12 protein-coding genes are annotated in these 13,498 nt (G+C 68.8%); 5 read left to right on the forward strand and 7 right to left on the reverse strand.

Annotation, left to right across the window (positions count from 1 at the left end):
* Positions 1-40 precede the first annotated feature (40 nt).
* Positions 41-1,315 carry a flavin-dependent oxidoreductase gene (locus FHT38_RS21095; RefSeq protein WP_183493109.1) on the forward strand — a complete coding sequence of 425 codons (1,275 nt, stop codon included), beginning with the start codon at positions 41-43 and terminating at the stop codon, positions 1,313-1,315.
* 147 nt (positions 1,316-1,462) lie between these two features.
* Entirely contained in the window at positions 1,463-2,560 is a 1,098-nt protein-coding gene (locus FHT38_RS21100; protein WP_183493110.1) for a Uma2 family endonuclease, read from the forward strand.
* On the opposite strand, the gene FHT38_RS21105 is transcribed toward FHT38_RS21100, so the two are convergent.
* Complete coding sequence (locus FHT38_RS21105; RefSeq protein ID WP_183493111.1) at positions 2,545-3,000, reverse strand: metallophosphoesterase; 456 nt, start codon at positions 2,998-3,000, stop codon at positions 2,545-2,547. The two genes, FHT38_RS21100 and FHT38_RS21105, sit on opposite strands and share 16 nt — an antisense overlap.
* Here FHT38_RS21105 and FHT38_RS25485 point away from each other — a divergent pair.
* From FHT38_RS25485 to FHT38_RS21115, 3 genes are all read left to right on the forward strand, one after another.
* Entirely contained in the window at positions 2,999-3,127 is a 129-nt protein-coding gene (locus tag FHT38_RS25485) for a hypothetical protein (protein WP_255488882.1), read from the forward strand. The genes FHT38_RS21105 and FHT38_RS25485 overlap by 2 nt on opposite strands.
* A 124-nt stretch (positions 3,128-3,251) precedes the next feature.
* Complete coding sequence (locus FHT38_RS21110; RefSeq protein WP_183493112.1) at positions 3,252-3,710, forward strand: hypothetical protein; 459 nt, start codon at positions 3,252-3,254, stop codon at positions 3,708-3,710.
* Positions 3,701-4,105, forward strand: a complete 405-nt coding sequence (locus FHT38_RS21115) for a hypothetical protein (protein ID WP_183493113.1) — start codon at positions 3,701-3,703, stop codon at positions 4,103-4,105. The genes FHT38_RS21110 and FHT38_RS21115 overlap by 10 nt, the downstream gene beginning before the upstream one ends.
* A gap of 112 nt (positions 4,106-4,217) precedes the next feature.
* Here the strand turns inward: FHT38_RS21115 and FHT38_RS21120 are convergent, their stop codons facing one another.
* From FHT38_RS21120 to FHT38_RS21145, 6 genes are all read right to left on the reverse strand, one after another.
* On the reverse strand, positions 4,218-4,958 hold the full coding sequence (locus tag FHT38_RS21120; protein WP_183493114.1) for a metallophosphoesterase: 741 nt from the start codon (positions 4,956-4,958) through the stop codon (positions 4,218-4,220).
* Between the two features lie 176 nt (positions 4,959-5,134).
* The gene (fghA, locus tag FHT38_RS21125; RefSeq protein WP_183493115.1) at positions 5,135-5,995 is read right to left on the reverse strand and encodes an S-formylglutathione hydrolase; all 861 of its coding nucleotides are present in this window, start codon (positions 5,993-5,995) and stop codon (positions 5,135-5,137) included.
* 26 nt (positions 5,996-6,021) lie between these two features.
* Complete coding sequence (gshB, locus tag FHT38_RS21130) at positions 6,022-7,005, reverse strand: glutathione synthase (RefSeq protein ID WP_183493116.1); 984 nt, start codon at positions 7,003-7,005, stop codon at positions 6,022-6,024.
* 172 nt (positions 7,006-7,177) lie between these two features.
* A complete protein-coding gene (locus FHT38_RS21135; protein WP_183493117.1) occupies positions 7,178-8,350 on the reverse strand; it encodes a benzoate/H(+) symporter BenE family transporter in 1,173 nt (390 codons plus the stop codon).
* A 41-nt stretch (positions 8,351-8,391) separates the two neighbouring features.
* Positions 8,392-10,275 (reverse strand): potassium transporter Kup, encoded by a 1,884-nt coding sequence (locus FHT38_RS21140; RefSeq protein WP_091728516.1) that lies wholly within the window; start codon positions 10,273-10,275, stop codon positions 8,392-8,394.
* A 203-nt stretch (positions 10,276-10,478) separates the two neighbouring features.
* Entirely contained in the window at positions 10,479-13,487 is a 3,009-nt protein-coding gene (locus tag FHT38_RS21145; protein WP_183493118.1) for a TonB-dependent receptor domain-containing protein, read from the reverse strand.
* Positions 13,488-13,498: the final 11 nt, after the last annotated feature.

The raw sequence follows: 13,498 nt of genomic DNA on the forward strand, positions 1-13,498 counted from the left end.
ACCCTGACCCGATCGATTCCCCCGGAGCCCGGAGACGCCCATGGCCCTCGACATCCTGATCGCCGGCGGCGGCATCGGCGGACTGGCCGCCGCGCTGGCGCTGCAACGCGACGGCCACCGCGTGACGGTCTGCGAAGCCGGTGCCGAACTCAAGCCGCTGGGCGTCGGCATCAACCTGCTGCCCCATGCGGTGGCGGTGCTGGACGAGCTGGGGCTGATGCCAGTGCTGGCGTCGATGGCGGTGCCGACCTCGGCGCTGGTCTTCGCCAACCGTCACGGGCAGACGATCTACGAGGATGTGCGCGGCCTGGTCGGCGGCTACAGCCATCCGCAGTTCAGCGTGCACCGCGGCGAGTTGCAGCAGCTGCTGTGGCGCGAGGCGGCGACGCGGCTCGGCGCGGAACGGCTGGTGAGCGGCTGGCGCATCACCAGCGCGCAGCTCGATGGCGACGAGGTCATCGCCCATGGGGTGGACGCCACGGGCGCCCGGGTGGCGCGACGCGCGAGCGTGCTGATCGCGGCGGACGGCATCCACTCGGCGATCCGGCGGCAGTTCCATCCCGATGAAGGAGCACCGCGCTGGAACGGGATGATGATGTGGCGCGGCACCTCGCTGGCACGACCGTTCCTGGACGGCCGGACGATGGTGCAGGCGGGGCATCGGCGCGCGAAGTTCGTCGTTTATCCGATCGCACCACCGCGGCCGGACGGGCTGCAGTTGATCAACTGGATCTGCGACCGCCGGCTGCGCGAGGACGGCCTGGGTGGCGGACTGACGGCGCCGGGGCGCGAGGACTGGAACAAGCCGGGCTCGATCGATGACCTGATGCCGACCTTCGGCGGCTGGCGCTTCCCCTGGCTGGACGTGCCCGGCGTGATCCGGGGCGCGACGCAGCTGCTGGAGTGGCCGATGGTCGACCGCGATCCGCTGCCGCGCTGGCGGCATGGGCGCATCACGCTGCTGGGCGACGCGGCGCACCCGATGTACCCGATCGGCTCGAACGGCGCGACGCAGGCGATCCTCGATGCCGCCGCGATCGCCAGGGCGCTGCGCGAGGAGCGACGCGTGGAGACGGCGCTCGCCAACTACGAGGCCGAGCGCCGGCCGATGTGCGCGCGCATCGTCGAACTCAATCGGCAGGAGGGGCTGGACTACATCCTCGACATGGTGGAGGAACGCGCGCCGGACGGGTTCGCGCGACTCGAGGACGTGATCGATCCCGCGGAAGTCGATGCCTTCGTCAAGCGCTACAAGGCGGTGGCGGGGCATCGGCAGGCGGCGATGGGGGAGGCCGCGCTGCCTTCGCCCCGCTAGCACGCGGAACCGGCCCCTTCGTTCCAGTCACCCAAGCGCCCTCCATCGGGGACGAGGGCCGGATTTCATGCTGATCGAGGTGGCAGACGCCAAACAGCGGCTTCCGAAGAATCGCCAGCTTTCCTCACGCAGTTGCAGGAGTGGCGAATGTCCTACCTCCATGTCGAGCAGCCGATGACCTCGGACGAGTTCCTTCAATGGCAAGCGCTACAGGAAGAGGCCCATGAACTCATCGATGGCCACCCTCGTCCGCTGCCGCCGCGCGATTCCGCCTTCTTCCGCCTGCTGGTCAATCTGACTTCGGTGATCCAGGCGGCGTCGGGCGAGGAGTCACCCTGGGCCGCCTGCCTGGGCGCTGAACCCGTGATCGCCACCCATCTCGATGTGGTCCGGCCGGACGTGTTCTTCGCTCGATCCGACGAGTGTCTCTCTCCGGCGTTCGCCTGTACCTTTCCCTCCGCGACACCCGGCATCGCCGACGCCATGCGTCTGGGCGCCTTACGGCGCATCAACACCATGCAGGAGCTGTTGATCGTCGACCGTGGCACCCGAGGGGTCAGCGTGGAGCGGCGAAACGCGTCAGGCGGATGGGCCGCGACCCACCACGAGGCGGGCGGCGAGGTGCGCCTCGATTTCCAAGGGATCGCCTTTCCCGTGGCCGCCGTGTTCGCCGGCCTTGACCAGCCAAATGTCAGGCTCACCCTCGAGGAGTTCTGCGCATGGGAAGACCTTCAGCGACGCAGGCACGAGTTCTTCCACGGCCAGATCCTGGCGATGACCGGCGCTCGCCTCGACCACGGCACGGCGTGCATGAATCTCGCCGCGAGCCTGCATCAGCATCTGCGAGGCAGCCCTTGCCGCGTCTTCTCGGAAAACGCGGCGGTGCTGAATCCCATCGGCACCTACTTCTATCCTGACGTCGTCGTCACCTGCGAGCGGATCAGCGGGCATCAGCGGTGGATGCTGGCGCCCGTCCTTGTCATCGAGGTGCTGTCGGTCTCGACGCAACGCTTCGATCGGACCGAGAAGGCGCAGGCCTACTTCCGGATTCCTTCCCTGCGGGAGTACGTGCTGGTCGACCATGTCCGCCGCCGCATCGATCTTCACCGCCGGGAATCCGATGGCCGGTGGTCGCGCCATCCGTCCATCGGCGATGCGCCGCTTCACTTGGAATCCCTGGACCTCACCATTCCCGCCGAGGTCATCTACGAACGTATCGCGGCGAGCAATCAAGCCGCCGCGTAGCCCGTCCTCAACCACCTCGCCCAATCTTCACGCCCGTTGCGGGCCGCGATCCGCGCAGCGGCTTCGTGGTCATACGGCACGCTGATCGACGTCACCCGCCATCCCTGCGTCATCTTCTCCGCAATGGCATAGCGCGCATCCGGCGAGCCCATCTCCGCGACGTGCGGCTCGGGGTGATCGTCATCCCACGCCTGCAAGCCCACGCTGCCCGGATTCACCAGCCATTGCCCGCGTGCACTGCGCAGCACCCGGGGAATGTGGGTATGGCCGCAACAGACCAGCTCGGATCGCTCCTCGCCGAGGCGCTCGGCGACCTTTTCCGCCGACGCGAGCACCAGGCGTTCGCCGACCTGCGAGTCGAGGAAATACTCGATGTCCCGGCGCGGCGTGCCGTGGCACAGGAACACCTCGCCGGACGGCTTCGCGCAGCTCGAGGACATGATCGACCCCGCGGAAGTCGATGCCTTCGTCAAGCGCTACAAGGCGATGGCGGGGCATCGGCAGGCGGCGATGGGGGAGGCCGCGCCGCCGGCACATGCGCCGACCAGCCCCGGATCGTTTTCCTGATCGCAGTCACTCCGACGCCTTCGATCTGGCACCAGCCCTCGATTTACCGCCGATTGATGCGAGAGACAGCAGGCACCGGAATTCGAAGAATCATTGCTCCTCAACAACCCTGTAGGAGCGGTGAATGGCCTACGCACTTCCCGACCGCCTGATGCCGTCCAAGCCGATCCCTCCCTGCGCGCCGCCGGCTCATCCCGGCGAAGCCCAGGAGACTCCCCCTCTTCCACCATGGGCCGCTGTCGAAGACCGCCTGGCCGAACTGGCGGCGCTGCCCGCTGATTGGAACGACGACGGCGCGCCGCCGATCTCCGCGATCGCCCTGCGGGTCACCCGCCAGCTCCTGCTCGCGCGGCCCCCGCTCGTCGGGCTGGGCGACCTGTTCCCATCGCCCGACGGCGGCGTGCTGATGGAGTACATCCGGGGCACCTGGGACCTCACCGTGGAAGTCGGCGCCGACGGAACACTGGAGATCTTCGGCTTCGAGATCGGCGGCACCGGCAAGCTGTATCCCAAGCCCTACCCGGTCATGGCCGCCGAGTTCCTCCGCGCACTCGACGCCGCAGGAGGCCCCGCATGGCGATGAGCTTGAGCAACGCGGAGGAGCTGCTGTTCCGCCAGGTCCACCCCAGCGGGCTGAACGCTGGATGCCCCTGCAGTTCGTGCTTCATGCCCTCGAAGTCGGACAACGGGCAGTTGTCGGTCGACCGGTCGTCCATCACGACCGCCGAAGGCGCGCATGAGCGCTACACACGTGCTGGCCGGCGGTCGGCTGCGGTTTTCGGCCTGAGCGTCGCCGAATTCCTCGCCTGCGGCATACCGTGCTTCGAGAACCCGACACACGACCATCCGACCTTGCCGGACAACCCGGCTCATGCGCTCGCGGACTTCTCCGCGCACGGTCTCTCGAGCAGGAGGATGGTGGCAAAGGAATTGAAGCGTCTGGCCATCACGCGTGGGCGCTTGTTCGGCGTCTCATGAGCAAAGAAGCCTCTACGGTTCCCCCTCCAGTCGGGGAACGGCAACGGCGTCATCGTCGGTGGCCAAGACCTTCACGCCCCTATCGCGGCGTGGGGCGTGGGCATCGCCGCGATCAAGCCGCGTAGCCCGTCCTCAACCACCCCGCCCAATCTTCACGCCCATTGCGGGCCGCGATCCGCGCAGCGGCTTCGTGGTCATACGGCAGGCTGATCGACGTCACCCGCCATCCCTGCGTCGTCTTCTCCGCGATGGCATAGCGCGCGTCCGGCGAGCCCATCTCCGCGACGTGCGGCTCGGGGTGATCGTCATCCCAGGCCTGCAAGCCCACACTGCCCGGATTCACCAGCCATTGCCCGCGCGCACTGCGCAGCACCCGGGGAATGTGCGTGTGGCCGCAACAGACCAGCTCGGATCGCTCCTCGCCGAGGCGCTCGGCGACATCTTTCGCCGACGCCAGCACCAGGCGTTCGCCGACCTGTGAGTCGAGGAAATACTCGATGTCCCGGCGCGGCGTGCCGTGGCACAGGAACACCTCGTCGTTGAGCCGCAGCGTCGCCGGCAGCGCGCGCAGCCAGTCGAGTTCCGCCTCGCCCAGGCATTCCCGAGCGAAACGGTCCGAGGCACCACCCGGCTTCGCCGCCGTGATCGCCAGCAGCTGCCGCTCATGGTTGCCGGCGATCGTTGGCCAGTCCTGGGACATCAGGTAGCGCGCCGTCTCCAGCGGCAGCAGCGGACCGGACAGGATGTCCCCGAGATTGACGATCGTGTCCACGCCGCGCGCGCGCAGGTCGGCCACGACGGCCTCCAGTGCCGGCAGGTTGCCGTGGATGTCGGACAGCAGGGCGATGCGCATTGGACTCTCCGGTGCTCTCGTTCATCCGCCAGCGACCGGCGAGCGACCGGGCGCCGGGCGCCGCACGCGGCGGCCAACGCAAACGCGAGCTGCAGACAGCGAGCGCCCCGAGTATCCGAGCGCCCCAGCACCCGATCGGCGCCGGGCCCGCAGGGACGCGTCATCTGTGACGGCGATCAGCCTCTGAACTGCCGGGCGTGATGCGCCAGATGATCGTCGATCACCGACGCGATGAAGTAGTACCCGTGGTCATACCCGTCGTGCCGGCGCAGCGTCAGCGGCTGCCCGATCGCCGCACACGCGGATTCGAGCGCCTCCGGGAGCAGCTGCTCGACCAGGAACCGGTCCGCCAGCCCCTGGTCGACCAGCAGGCCGCCCGGGTACGGTACGCGCGCCTGCGCCTGCATCAGCGCGCTCGCATCGTGCGCGGGCCACGCGTCGCGGTCGTCGCCGAGGTAGCCGGTGAAGGCCTTCACGCCCCACGGGCAACGGCTCGGCGCCGCGATCGGCGCGATGGCCGACACCGACGCGAAGGCGCCCGGATGCCGTAGCGCCAGCGTCAACGCCCCATGCCCGCCCATCGAATGGCCGGCGATCCCGGTCCGCGCCGCGTCCAAGCCCAACTCGGCCTGCACCTGCGGGATGAGCTCCTTCATCAGGTAGCTTTCCATGCGCCAGTGCGTCGCCCACGGCGCCTGCGTCGCATCGAGGTAGAAGCCCGCGGCGATGCCGAAATCCCAGGACGCGCTCGCCCCCGGCAGCGCGCTGACGGCCTCGCCGCGCGGGCTGGTGTCCGGCATCAGCAGCGCCAGGCCCAGCGCAGCGGCCTGGCGCTGCGCGCCGGCCTTCATGGTGAAGGTCTCCTCGGTGCAGGTCAGCCCCGCGAGGAAGACCAGCAGCCCCTTCGCCGCGCGCGCCCCGCCCGGCGGCAGGTACAGCGCGAAGCGCATCGGCAGGCCAATCTCGACCGAGTCGTGGCGGTGGAAACGCTGCACGCCGCCGAAGCTGGCGTGCTCGCTGAGCAATTCAAAAGTCATGGCGGGATCCTGGTCCGGTCCGGCGATCAAGGCGCGGCCGTCACCGCCGCTTCCAGCGCGTCGATGAACACCGCGCCGACGTCGAAACCGGTCTGTTCCATGATTTCCTGGAAGCAGGTCGGGCTGGTCACGTTGAGCTCGGTCATCTTGTCGCCGATCACGTCCAGCCCCACCAGCAGCAGCCCGCGCGCGGCGAGCACCGGCGCCAGCGCCTCGGCGATGCGGCGGTCGTCGTCGGTCAGCGGCTGGGCCACGCCCTTGCCGCCGGCGGCCAGGTTGCCGCGCACCTCGGTGCCCTGCGGGATGCGCGCCAGCGAGTACGGCACCGGCTTGCCGCCAATCAGCAGGATGCGCTTGTCGCCCTGGACGATCTCCGGCACGAAGCGCTGCACCATCACCGACTGCGCGCCGTTCTTGTTCAGCGTCTCGATGATGCTGCCCAGGTTCAGCGCGTCGGCCTTGACGCGGAAGATGCCCATGCCGCCCATGCCGTCCAGCGGCTTGAGGATGATGTCCTGGTGCTCCGCATGGAAGGCCCGGATCGCGGCGGCGGAGCGCGTCACCAGCGTCGGCGCGATGAACTGCGGGAACTCCAGGATCGCCAGCTTCTCCGGATGGTCGCGCAGCGACGCAGCCTTGTTGAACACGCGCGCGCCTTCGCGCTCGGCCTGCTCCAGCAGGTGGGTCGCGTAGAAGAACTCCGAATCGAAGGGCGGGTCCTTGCGCATCAGCACCGCGTCGACATCGGCCAGCGGCAGGTCCCGCGTCGCGGTGATCTCGTGCCACACGGCGAGCTTCGTGCCGGCCGGGCTGGCGACGGCTTCCGGCGTCAGCGTCAGCTGCCGGGCCGCATGCGCCGTCACCCGGCCGCCGCTGACCCACAGCAGGTCGGGCACCTCGCACACCCACAGCTCGTGTCCGCGCCGGGCGGCCTCCCGCATCATCGCGAAGGTGGAGTCCTTGTAGGTGTTGAACGTGGACAGCGGGTCGGCGACGAACAGCAGTTTCATGGACAGGGCTTTCGACAAGGGATTCGGCAAACGCCGGCAATTCGGCGGCAATTCGGGCAATTCGGCGGCGAGGCCGGGGATTTCGGCAGGGCCCTTCGGACCTCGGGCATGAAGTCCCTCTCCCGCTTGCGGGAGAGGGCAGGGGTGAGGGCCAGCTCCCCAGGCAGGATCACTATCTGGGAGCCGCCCGGAAGTGTTGCACCAAAAGAGAAACCGCACCGGCGACCACGCCCCAGAACGCCGAACCGATGCCCAGCAGGCTCAGCCCCGACAGCGTGACCAGGAAGGTCAGGATGGCGGCATCGCGGTGACGCTCATCCTTCAGCGCGGCCGACAGCCCTCCGGCGATCGTGCCCAGCAGCGCCAGTCCCGCCACCGCCGCGATCAGCTCGCGGGGGAAGGCGGTCAGCAGCCCCACCACCGCGCCGCCGGCCAGGCCGATGGCGATATAGAACAGGCCCGCCATCGCCGACGCCGTGTAGCGCCGGGCCGGATCCTCGTGCGCCTCGCGGCCCATGCAGATGGCCGCGGTGATCGCCGCGAGGTTGAACGCATAGCCGCCGAACGGCGCGAAGACTACCGAGGCCAGGCCGGTGGCGGCGATGCTCGCCGAGACCGGCGTCTGATACCCCGACGCCCGCTGCGCGGCGACGCCGGGCAGGTTCTGCGAAGCCATCGTGACGAGGAACAGCGGCAGCGCCACGCCGACCAGCGCCGGCAGCGAGAACGCCGGCGTGACCCAGACCGGCATCGCCCAGCCCCACTCGACGGCCTCGAGATGCAGCCGGCCCTGCGCCGCCGCGACGGCGACGCCGGCGAGCAGCACCAGCGGCGTCGCGTAGCGCGGCAGGAAGCGACGCGCCGCGACGTAGACGAGCGCCATCGTGAGGACCATCGCGGGCGCGGTCTTCGTCGCGAGCACGGCGTCCAGCCCGAAGCGCGCCAGCACGCCGGCCAGCAGCGCGGAGGCGATGGCGATGGGGATGCGGTCCATGATCCGTTCGAACCAGCGGGTCGCGCCGGCGATGAGGATCAGCGCGCCGCAGACGATGAACGCGCCGACGGCCTCGGGCATGGAGATGCCGGACACGCCGGCCAGCAGCGCGGCGCCGGGCGTCGACCAGGCGGTGAGGACGGGCTGGCGCGTCCACAGCGACAGACCCAGGCTGGTCAGTCCCATGCCCAGGCCGAGCGCCCAGATCCAGGAGCTGGTCTGGGCCGGCGTCGCGCCCAGCGCCTGCGCGGCCTGGAACACGATGGCCACCGAGCTGGTGAAGCCCACGAGCACGGCCACGAAGCCCGCGACCGCGGCGGAAAGGGACAGGTCTTGCAGCCAGCGTTTCATGACGCGAAGCATAACGACCGCGCCCCGCGTCCCTGCGACCGTCAGATCTCGACCTTCGACCCCAGTTCCACGATCCGGTTGGTCGGCAGGTGCAGGAAGTCGGCCGCCGCAGCCGCGTTGCGGTGCATGCTCGCGAAGAGCTTCTCCCGCCACAGCGCCATGCCCGAGCCGATGGTCGGGATGACGATGTCGCGCGACAGGAAGTAGCTGGTTTCCATCTCGTCCAGGTGGACGCCGCGCTGCTCCAGCAGCTTGAGCGCGTCCGGCACGTCCGGTTCGTTCTTGAATCCGAAGTGCAGCGTCACCTGCCAGCAGTCGTTGTCCAGGCTCTCCACCTCGACACGTCTCTCGAAGCCGATCCACGGCACTTCGTGATGCTTGACGCTGACGAACAGGTTTTGCTCGTGCAGCACCTTGTTGTGCTTGAGGTTGTGCAGCAGCGCGTTGGGCGTGACGCCCTGCTCCGCCGACAGGAATACCGCGCTGCCCTGCACCCGCGTCGGCGGGTTGATGAACACCGCCTCGAGGAAGCTCTTCAGGTCGATCGCGTCCTCGCGCAGCTTGTCCGACAGCAGCCGGCGGCCCTGCTTCCAGGTCAGCATCAGCGTGAACATGCCGAAGCCGATCAGCAGCGGGAACCAGCCGCCGTGGGCGATCTTCAGCAGGTTGGAGGCGAGGAAGGTCGCGTCGATGACGAAGAACGCGCCGGTCGCGAGCACGCACAGCCACAGCGGATAACGCCAGCCGAAGCGGATCACGAAGAAGGTCATGACCGTGGTGATGGTCATGTCGATGGTCACCGCCACGCCGTAGGCGCCGGCCAGCTTGCTCGACGAGCCGAAGAAGGCCACCGCCACGACGACGAAGGCGAACAGGCCCCAGTTGACGAAGGGCACGTAGATCTGGCCGATGTCCCGCACCGAGGTGTGCACGATGCGCATGCGCGGCAGCAGCCCGAGCTGCACCGCCTGCTTGGTCACCGAGAAGGCCGCCGTGATCAGCGCCTGCGAGGCCACGATCGCCGCCAGCGTCGCCAGCACGAACAGCGGGATCTCCGCCCAGCCCGGCGCCAGCAGGAAGAAGGGGTTCTTGATCGCTTCCGGCCGGTCCAGCAGCAGCGCACCCTGGCCGAAATAGTTCAGCGTCAGCGCCGGCATCACGAAGCTGTACCAGGCGATGCGGATCGGCTGCTTGCCGAAGTGGCCCAGGTCCGCGTACAGCGCCTCGCCGCCGGTCACCACCAGCACCACCGCTCCCAGCGCGACGAAGGCGATCCAGCCGTAGTGCGCGCAGAACTCGATCGCCCACATCGGGTTGATGGCCTGCAGCACATGCGGATTGCCGACGATCTTGGGGATGCCCAGCAGCGCCAGCGAGGTGAACCACACCAGCATCACCGGCCCGAAGGCCTTGCCCACGCCGCCGGTGCCGAAGCGCTGGACCGCGAACAGCCCCGCCAGCACCACCAGGGAGATCGGCACCACCGCGTCGTGGTACTGCGGCGCGTAGACCTCGATGCCCTCGACCGCCGAGAGCACCGTCATCGCTGGCGTGATGACCGCGTCGCCGAAGAAGATCGCCGTGCCGAAGAGCCCCACCAGCATCAGCCCGCGCCGCAGCGTGGGTTTCTCGCGCACGGCGGTGGTGGCCAGCGCCAGCATCGCGATCAGGCCGCCTTCGCCGTTGTTGTCCGCGCGCAGGATCAGCAGCACGTACTTGAAGGAGACCACGATGGTCATGGTCCAGAACAGCAGCGACAGCACCCCGAGGATGTTGTCGTGCGTCATGGGGACGTGCGCGCCGTGGAAGACTTCCTTGAGCGCGTACAGGGGGCTGGTGCCGATGTCGCCGTAGACGACACCGAGGGCGCCGATGGTCAGCCCGGCCAGGACGGCCGGCGAGCGGGGCGCGTTGTGTGAACTCACGAAAGGCGCGGCGGCCGCCCGGGCCGCCGGAAGTCGAAAGCGCGTATTGTCTGCCTTCCGTTGTGCAGTGCGTCAATCGCCACTCCCGCCGTTGCGGGGGCGGGCTTGACGGACGGCGGCGGTTGCGCTTGGACCGGGAAATCCGACCGCGGGCGCCACCGCCCGCCGGCCACCGTCTCCCGACGGCGCCGGCGGCACGGCGTTCACTGGAACACGTAGCTGGCGCCGACGGTGAAGCGGCGGCCCAGCAGGTTGGTCGCGCCGGTGTCGTAGTAGCTCAGCACCGTCGGGATGCCGTTGGCGCGGTCGTAGTCGTTGGTGAGGTTCACCACGCTGGCCGACAGCGTCAGGCCCTTGATGCCGCGGTAGGAGCCGCCCAGGTCGATGGTGCGGTCCCGGCCGACCCGGCAGCGGTTCAGGTTGCTCAGGAAGGCCCGCTGCGCCGCGGTCAGCGACGAGCAGACGGTGCTCGACAGCGGATCCGCGTGGTTGAAGCGCAGCCAGGCGCCCGCCTGGTCGGTGTCCCACTTGAAGGTGGCGCTGGCCCGGGTCTTGGAGATGTCCGACACCGTCGTGCCCACCTGGTGCTGCACCGCCTGGCCTTTCACCACCACCTGGTCGTAGCGCGCCGTGTAGGTGCCGTTGACGTTCAGGCTGAACTTGCCCCAGGCTGTCGGCGGCAGCCGCAGGTTCAGGTCGTAGTCGATGCCCGAGGTCTTGGTCCACTCGTTGTTGCCGTACTGGCGCACCAGCATGATGATCGGCCCGCTGTTGTCCACGCCCGGCAGCCAGGTCTGCGGATTGGGATCGCGCACGACCTGCGTGTTGCCCGCCGGGTTGGCGTTGTAGTCGTCCATGATGTCCACGCCGCGCTGCGAGCGGATCTCGTTCTTGCGGTGGAAGTACCAGCCGTCGATCGCCAGGTCCGCGTACTGGCTCGGCGTGAAGATCATCCCGAAGGTGAAGGAATTGGACTTCTCCGGCTGCAGGTCCGGATTGGCGCTGATCACCGTCGGCAGGCTGCCCGGGCTGGTGGTGCCCGACGGCACCGCGGTGAAGCCCAGCACGTTGCAGTCGCGGTTGTTGGCCACCGGCGCCTTGCTCACCGGCGCGTTCGGGTTGCTGGTGTCGCAGCGCAGGCTGTCGAAGACGCGGCGCTCCTGGAAGCTGTGGAAGGACAGCGCGAAGGAGTTGCCGATCTGCGAGATCGCCGGCGCGCGGAAACCGGTGGCCGCCGTGCCGCGGAAGACCATCAGCGAGGGCAGCGCCGTCCACTTGAAGCCGGCCTTGCCGGTGGTGCTGTTGCCGAAGTCGTCGTAGTGCTCGTAGCGCGCCGCGGCCTGCAGCTCCAGCTGCTTGACCACCGGCAGGCTCAGCTCGGTGAACGCGGCGTAGGACTTGCGGCTGCCCGAGGCGCCATTGGCCACCAGGCCGATGTAGTCGCCGGTCGAGTAGACGTCATCGGGAATCGCCTCCAGCTTTTCCTTGCGCAGCTCGGTGCCGATGGCGATGGCCGCCCGGCCGCCGGGCAGGTCGAACAGTTCGCGGCTGCCGCGCACGTCCCAGGAGACCAGGCGCGACTTGCCCTCGTTGTAGGCCGTCGACGACACGCTGTTGATCGCCTCGCGCGAGTTGGGCTTGCCGAAGCGGTAGCTGCCGTTGGCGATCGCGGCGTTGAGCAGCGAGCTGCGCACCCGGCCTTCCTGGAAGCGCTCGTTGTCGTTCTGGCTGAACAGGATCGCGGTGTCGAAGTCCCAGCCGAAGGCGGTGCCCTCCAGGCCCGCGGTCAGGCGCGTGGAGCGCAGCACGTTGATGTCGCCGGTGGGCAGGTCCTCGAAGCGGTAGATCAGCTGCACCTGCTGCGGGTTGGCGGTACCGTTGGTCGGGTTGTCCGGGTGGCCGACGGGCAGGATGATCGCGTTCTGGCGCAGGAAGCTGCCGTCGAGCTTGGGCCAGGTCGTCGCGACCGGGTTGCCCGAGGTGACCAGCGAGGTGGTCATCGCATAGGGCGCGCGCTGCTCCACCGTCTTGGTCTTGGACACCATCAGGTCCGCATAGGCGGTCAGCGCGTCGTTGATCGCGAAGGTGCCGCGCACCATGCCGCTGGTGCGGTCCTGCTTGGCGACGACCTCGTCCGCATCGTCCAGGCTGAAGCGGCACATGCCGGTGGGCAGCGAGGCGGTGGTGGGCAGGAAACCCGCCGGTCGGTTCGGCACGCCCTGGCCGACGGTGCGCTCGGGCGGGCAGCCCGACAGCGTGCCCAGGTAATTCACCCCCGACAGGTTGCTGTTGGCGACGTTGATGCCATTGATCGAGGTGGTACCGGTGAGGCTGGTCGGCACACGGTAGTAGTTGCCGTAGAACGAGGCCGACGAGTCCGGCGTGAAGCGCGCCAGCGAGCCGTTGCTGGTCAGGTACTGGTTCTGCAGCGCCAGGTTGCCGCGGTCCTTGAGCTCGTTGGCCATCACGCTGTCGCGCTTGGAGACCTCCAGGCCGCCGAAGACGTTGAAGCGCTGCGTGTCCAGGTTGCCGAAGCCGAAGGTCAGGGACCCGTTCTTCGTCGCGCCGACGCCGCGGTCGTTGGCGCCGTAGGAGGCGCTGCCCTCGATGCCCCGGTAGTCCTTGCGCAGGATGTAGTTGACGACGCCGGCCATCGCGTCCGAGCCGTACATCGCCGAGGCGCCGTCCTTCAGGATGTCGATGCGCTCGATCGCCTCCTTGGGGATGGTGTTGACGTTGATCATCGAGCCGCGGCCGAAGTTCACGTCCACCGCCGCCACCGGCGCGGTGCGGCGGCCGTTGATCAGGATCAGCGTGCCCTGGGAGCCGAAGCCGCGCAGCGAGATCGTCGACACGCCGCCGACGAAGCCCGAGGCCGCGCCGTCGCCGATCGAGCCGATGTCCACCGCGGAATTCGCACGCAGCAGCTCCTCGACGTTGGCGTAGCCGGAGTTGCGGATCTGCTCGCGGGTGATACTTTGGACCACCGACGGCGTCTCCTTGTCGGTGCGCTTGATCAGCGTGCCGGTGATCTCCACCCGCTCCAGCTTCTTCGCATCGTCCGAGGGCGAGGACGGGGTGGGAGTCGTGGCCTGCGGGGCCTGGGGGGCCGGCGACTGGGCCTGGGACGGGCTGGCTAACGCCAGGGCCGCTGCGGCGGCGGCCCACTGCAGGACGTGCAGGCGTTGCGGACGGGAAAAACGACGGACCATGTGGCAATCAC

Source organism: Mitsuaria sp. BK041 (assembly GCF_014193085.1).
Lineage (GTDB): Bacteria > Pseudomonadota > Gammaproteobacteria > Burkholderiales > Burkholderiaceae_C > Roseateles.

Excerpts from the sequence above, each read along its gene's own strand:
- FHT38_RS21095 (WP_183493109.1), top strand. The coding sequence starts at position 41 with ATGGCCCTCGACATCCTGATCGCCGGCGGCGGCATCGGCGGACTGGCC.
- FHT38_RS21100 (WP_183493110.1), top strand. The coding sequence starts at position 1,463 with ATGTCCTACCTCCATGTCGAGCAGCCGATGACCTCGGACGAGTTCCTT.
- FHT38_RS25485 (WP_255488882.1), top strand. The coding sequence starts at position 2,999 with ATGATCGACCCCGCGGAAGTCGATGCCTTCGTCAAGCGCTACAAGGCG.
- FHT38_RS21105 (WP_183493111.1), bottom strand. The coding sequence starts at position 3,000 with ATGTCCTCGAGCTGCGCGAAGCCGTCCGGCGAGGTGTTCCTGTGCCAC.
- FHT38_RS21110 (WP_183493112.1), top strand. The coding sequence starts at position 3,252 with ATGGCCTACGCACTTCCCGACCGCCTGATGCCGTCCAAGCCGATCCCT.
- FHT38_RS21115 (WP_183493113.1), top strand. The coding sequence starts at position 3,701 with ATGGCGATGAGCTTGAGCAACGCGGAGGAGCTGCTGTTCCGCCAGGTC.
- FHT38_RS21120 (WP_183493114.1), bottom strand. The coding sequence starts at position 4,958 with ATGCGCATCGCCCTGCTGTCCGACATCCACGGCAACCTGCCGGCACTG.
- fghA (WP_183493115.1), bottom strand. The coding sequence starts at position 5,995 with ATGACTTTTGAATTGCTCAGCGAGCACGCCAGCTTCGGCGGCGTGCAG.
- gshB (WP_183493116.1), bottom strand. The coding sequence starts at position 7,005 with ATGAAACTGCTGTTCGTCGCCGACCCGCTGTCCACGTTCAACACCTAC.
- FHT38_RS21135 (WP_183493117.1), bottom strand. The coding sequence starts at position 8,350 with ATGAAACGCTGGCTGCAAGACCTGTCCCTTTCCGCCGCGGTCGCGGGC.
- FHT38_RS21145 (WP_183493118.1), bottom strand. The coding sequence starts at position 13,487 with ATGGTCCGTCGTTTTTCCCGTCCGCAACGCCTGCACGTCCTGCAGTGG.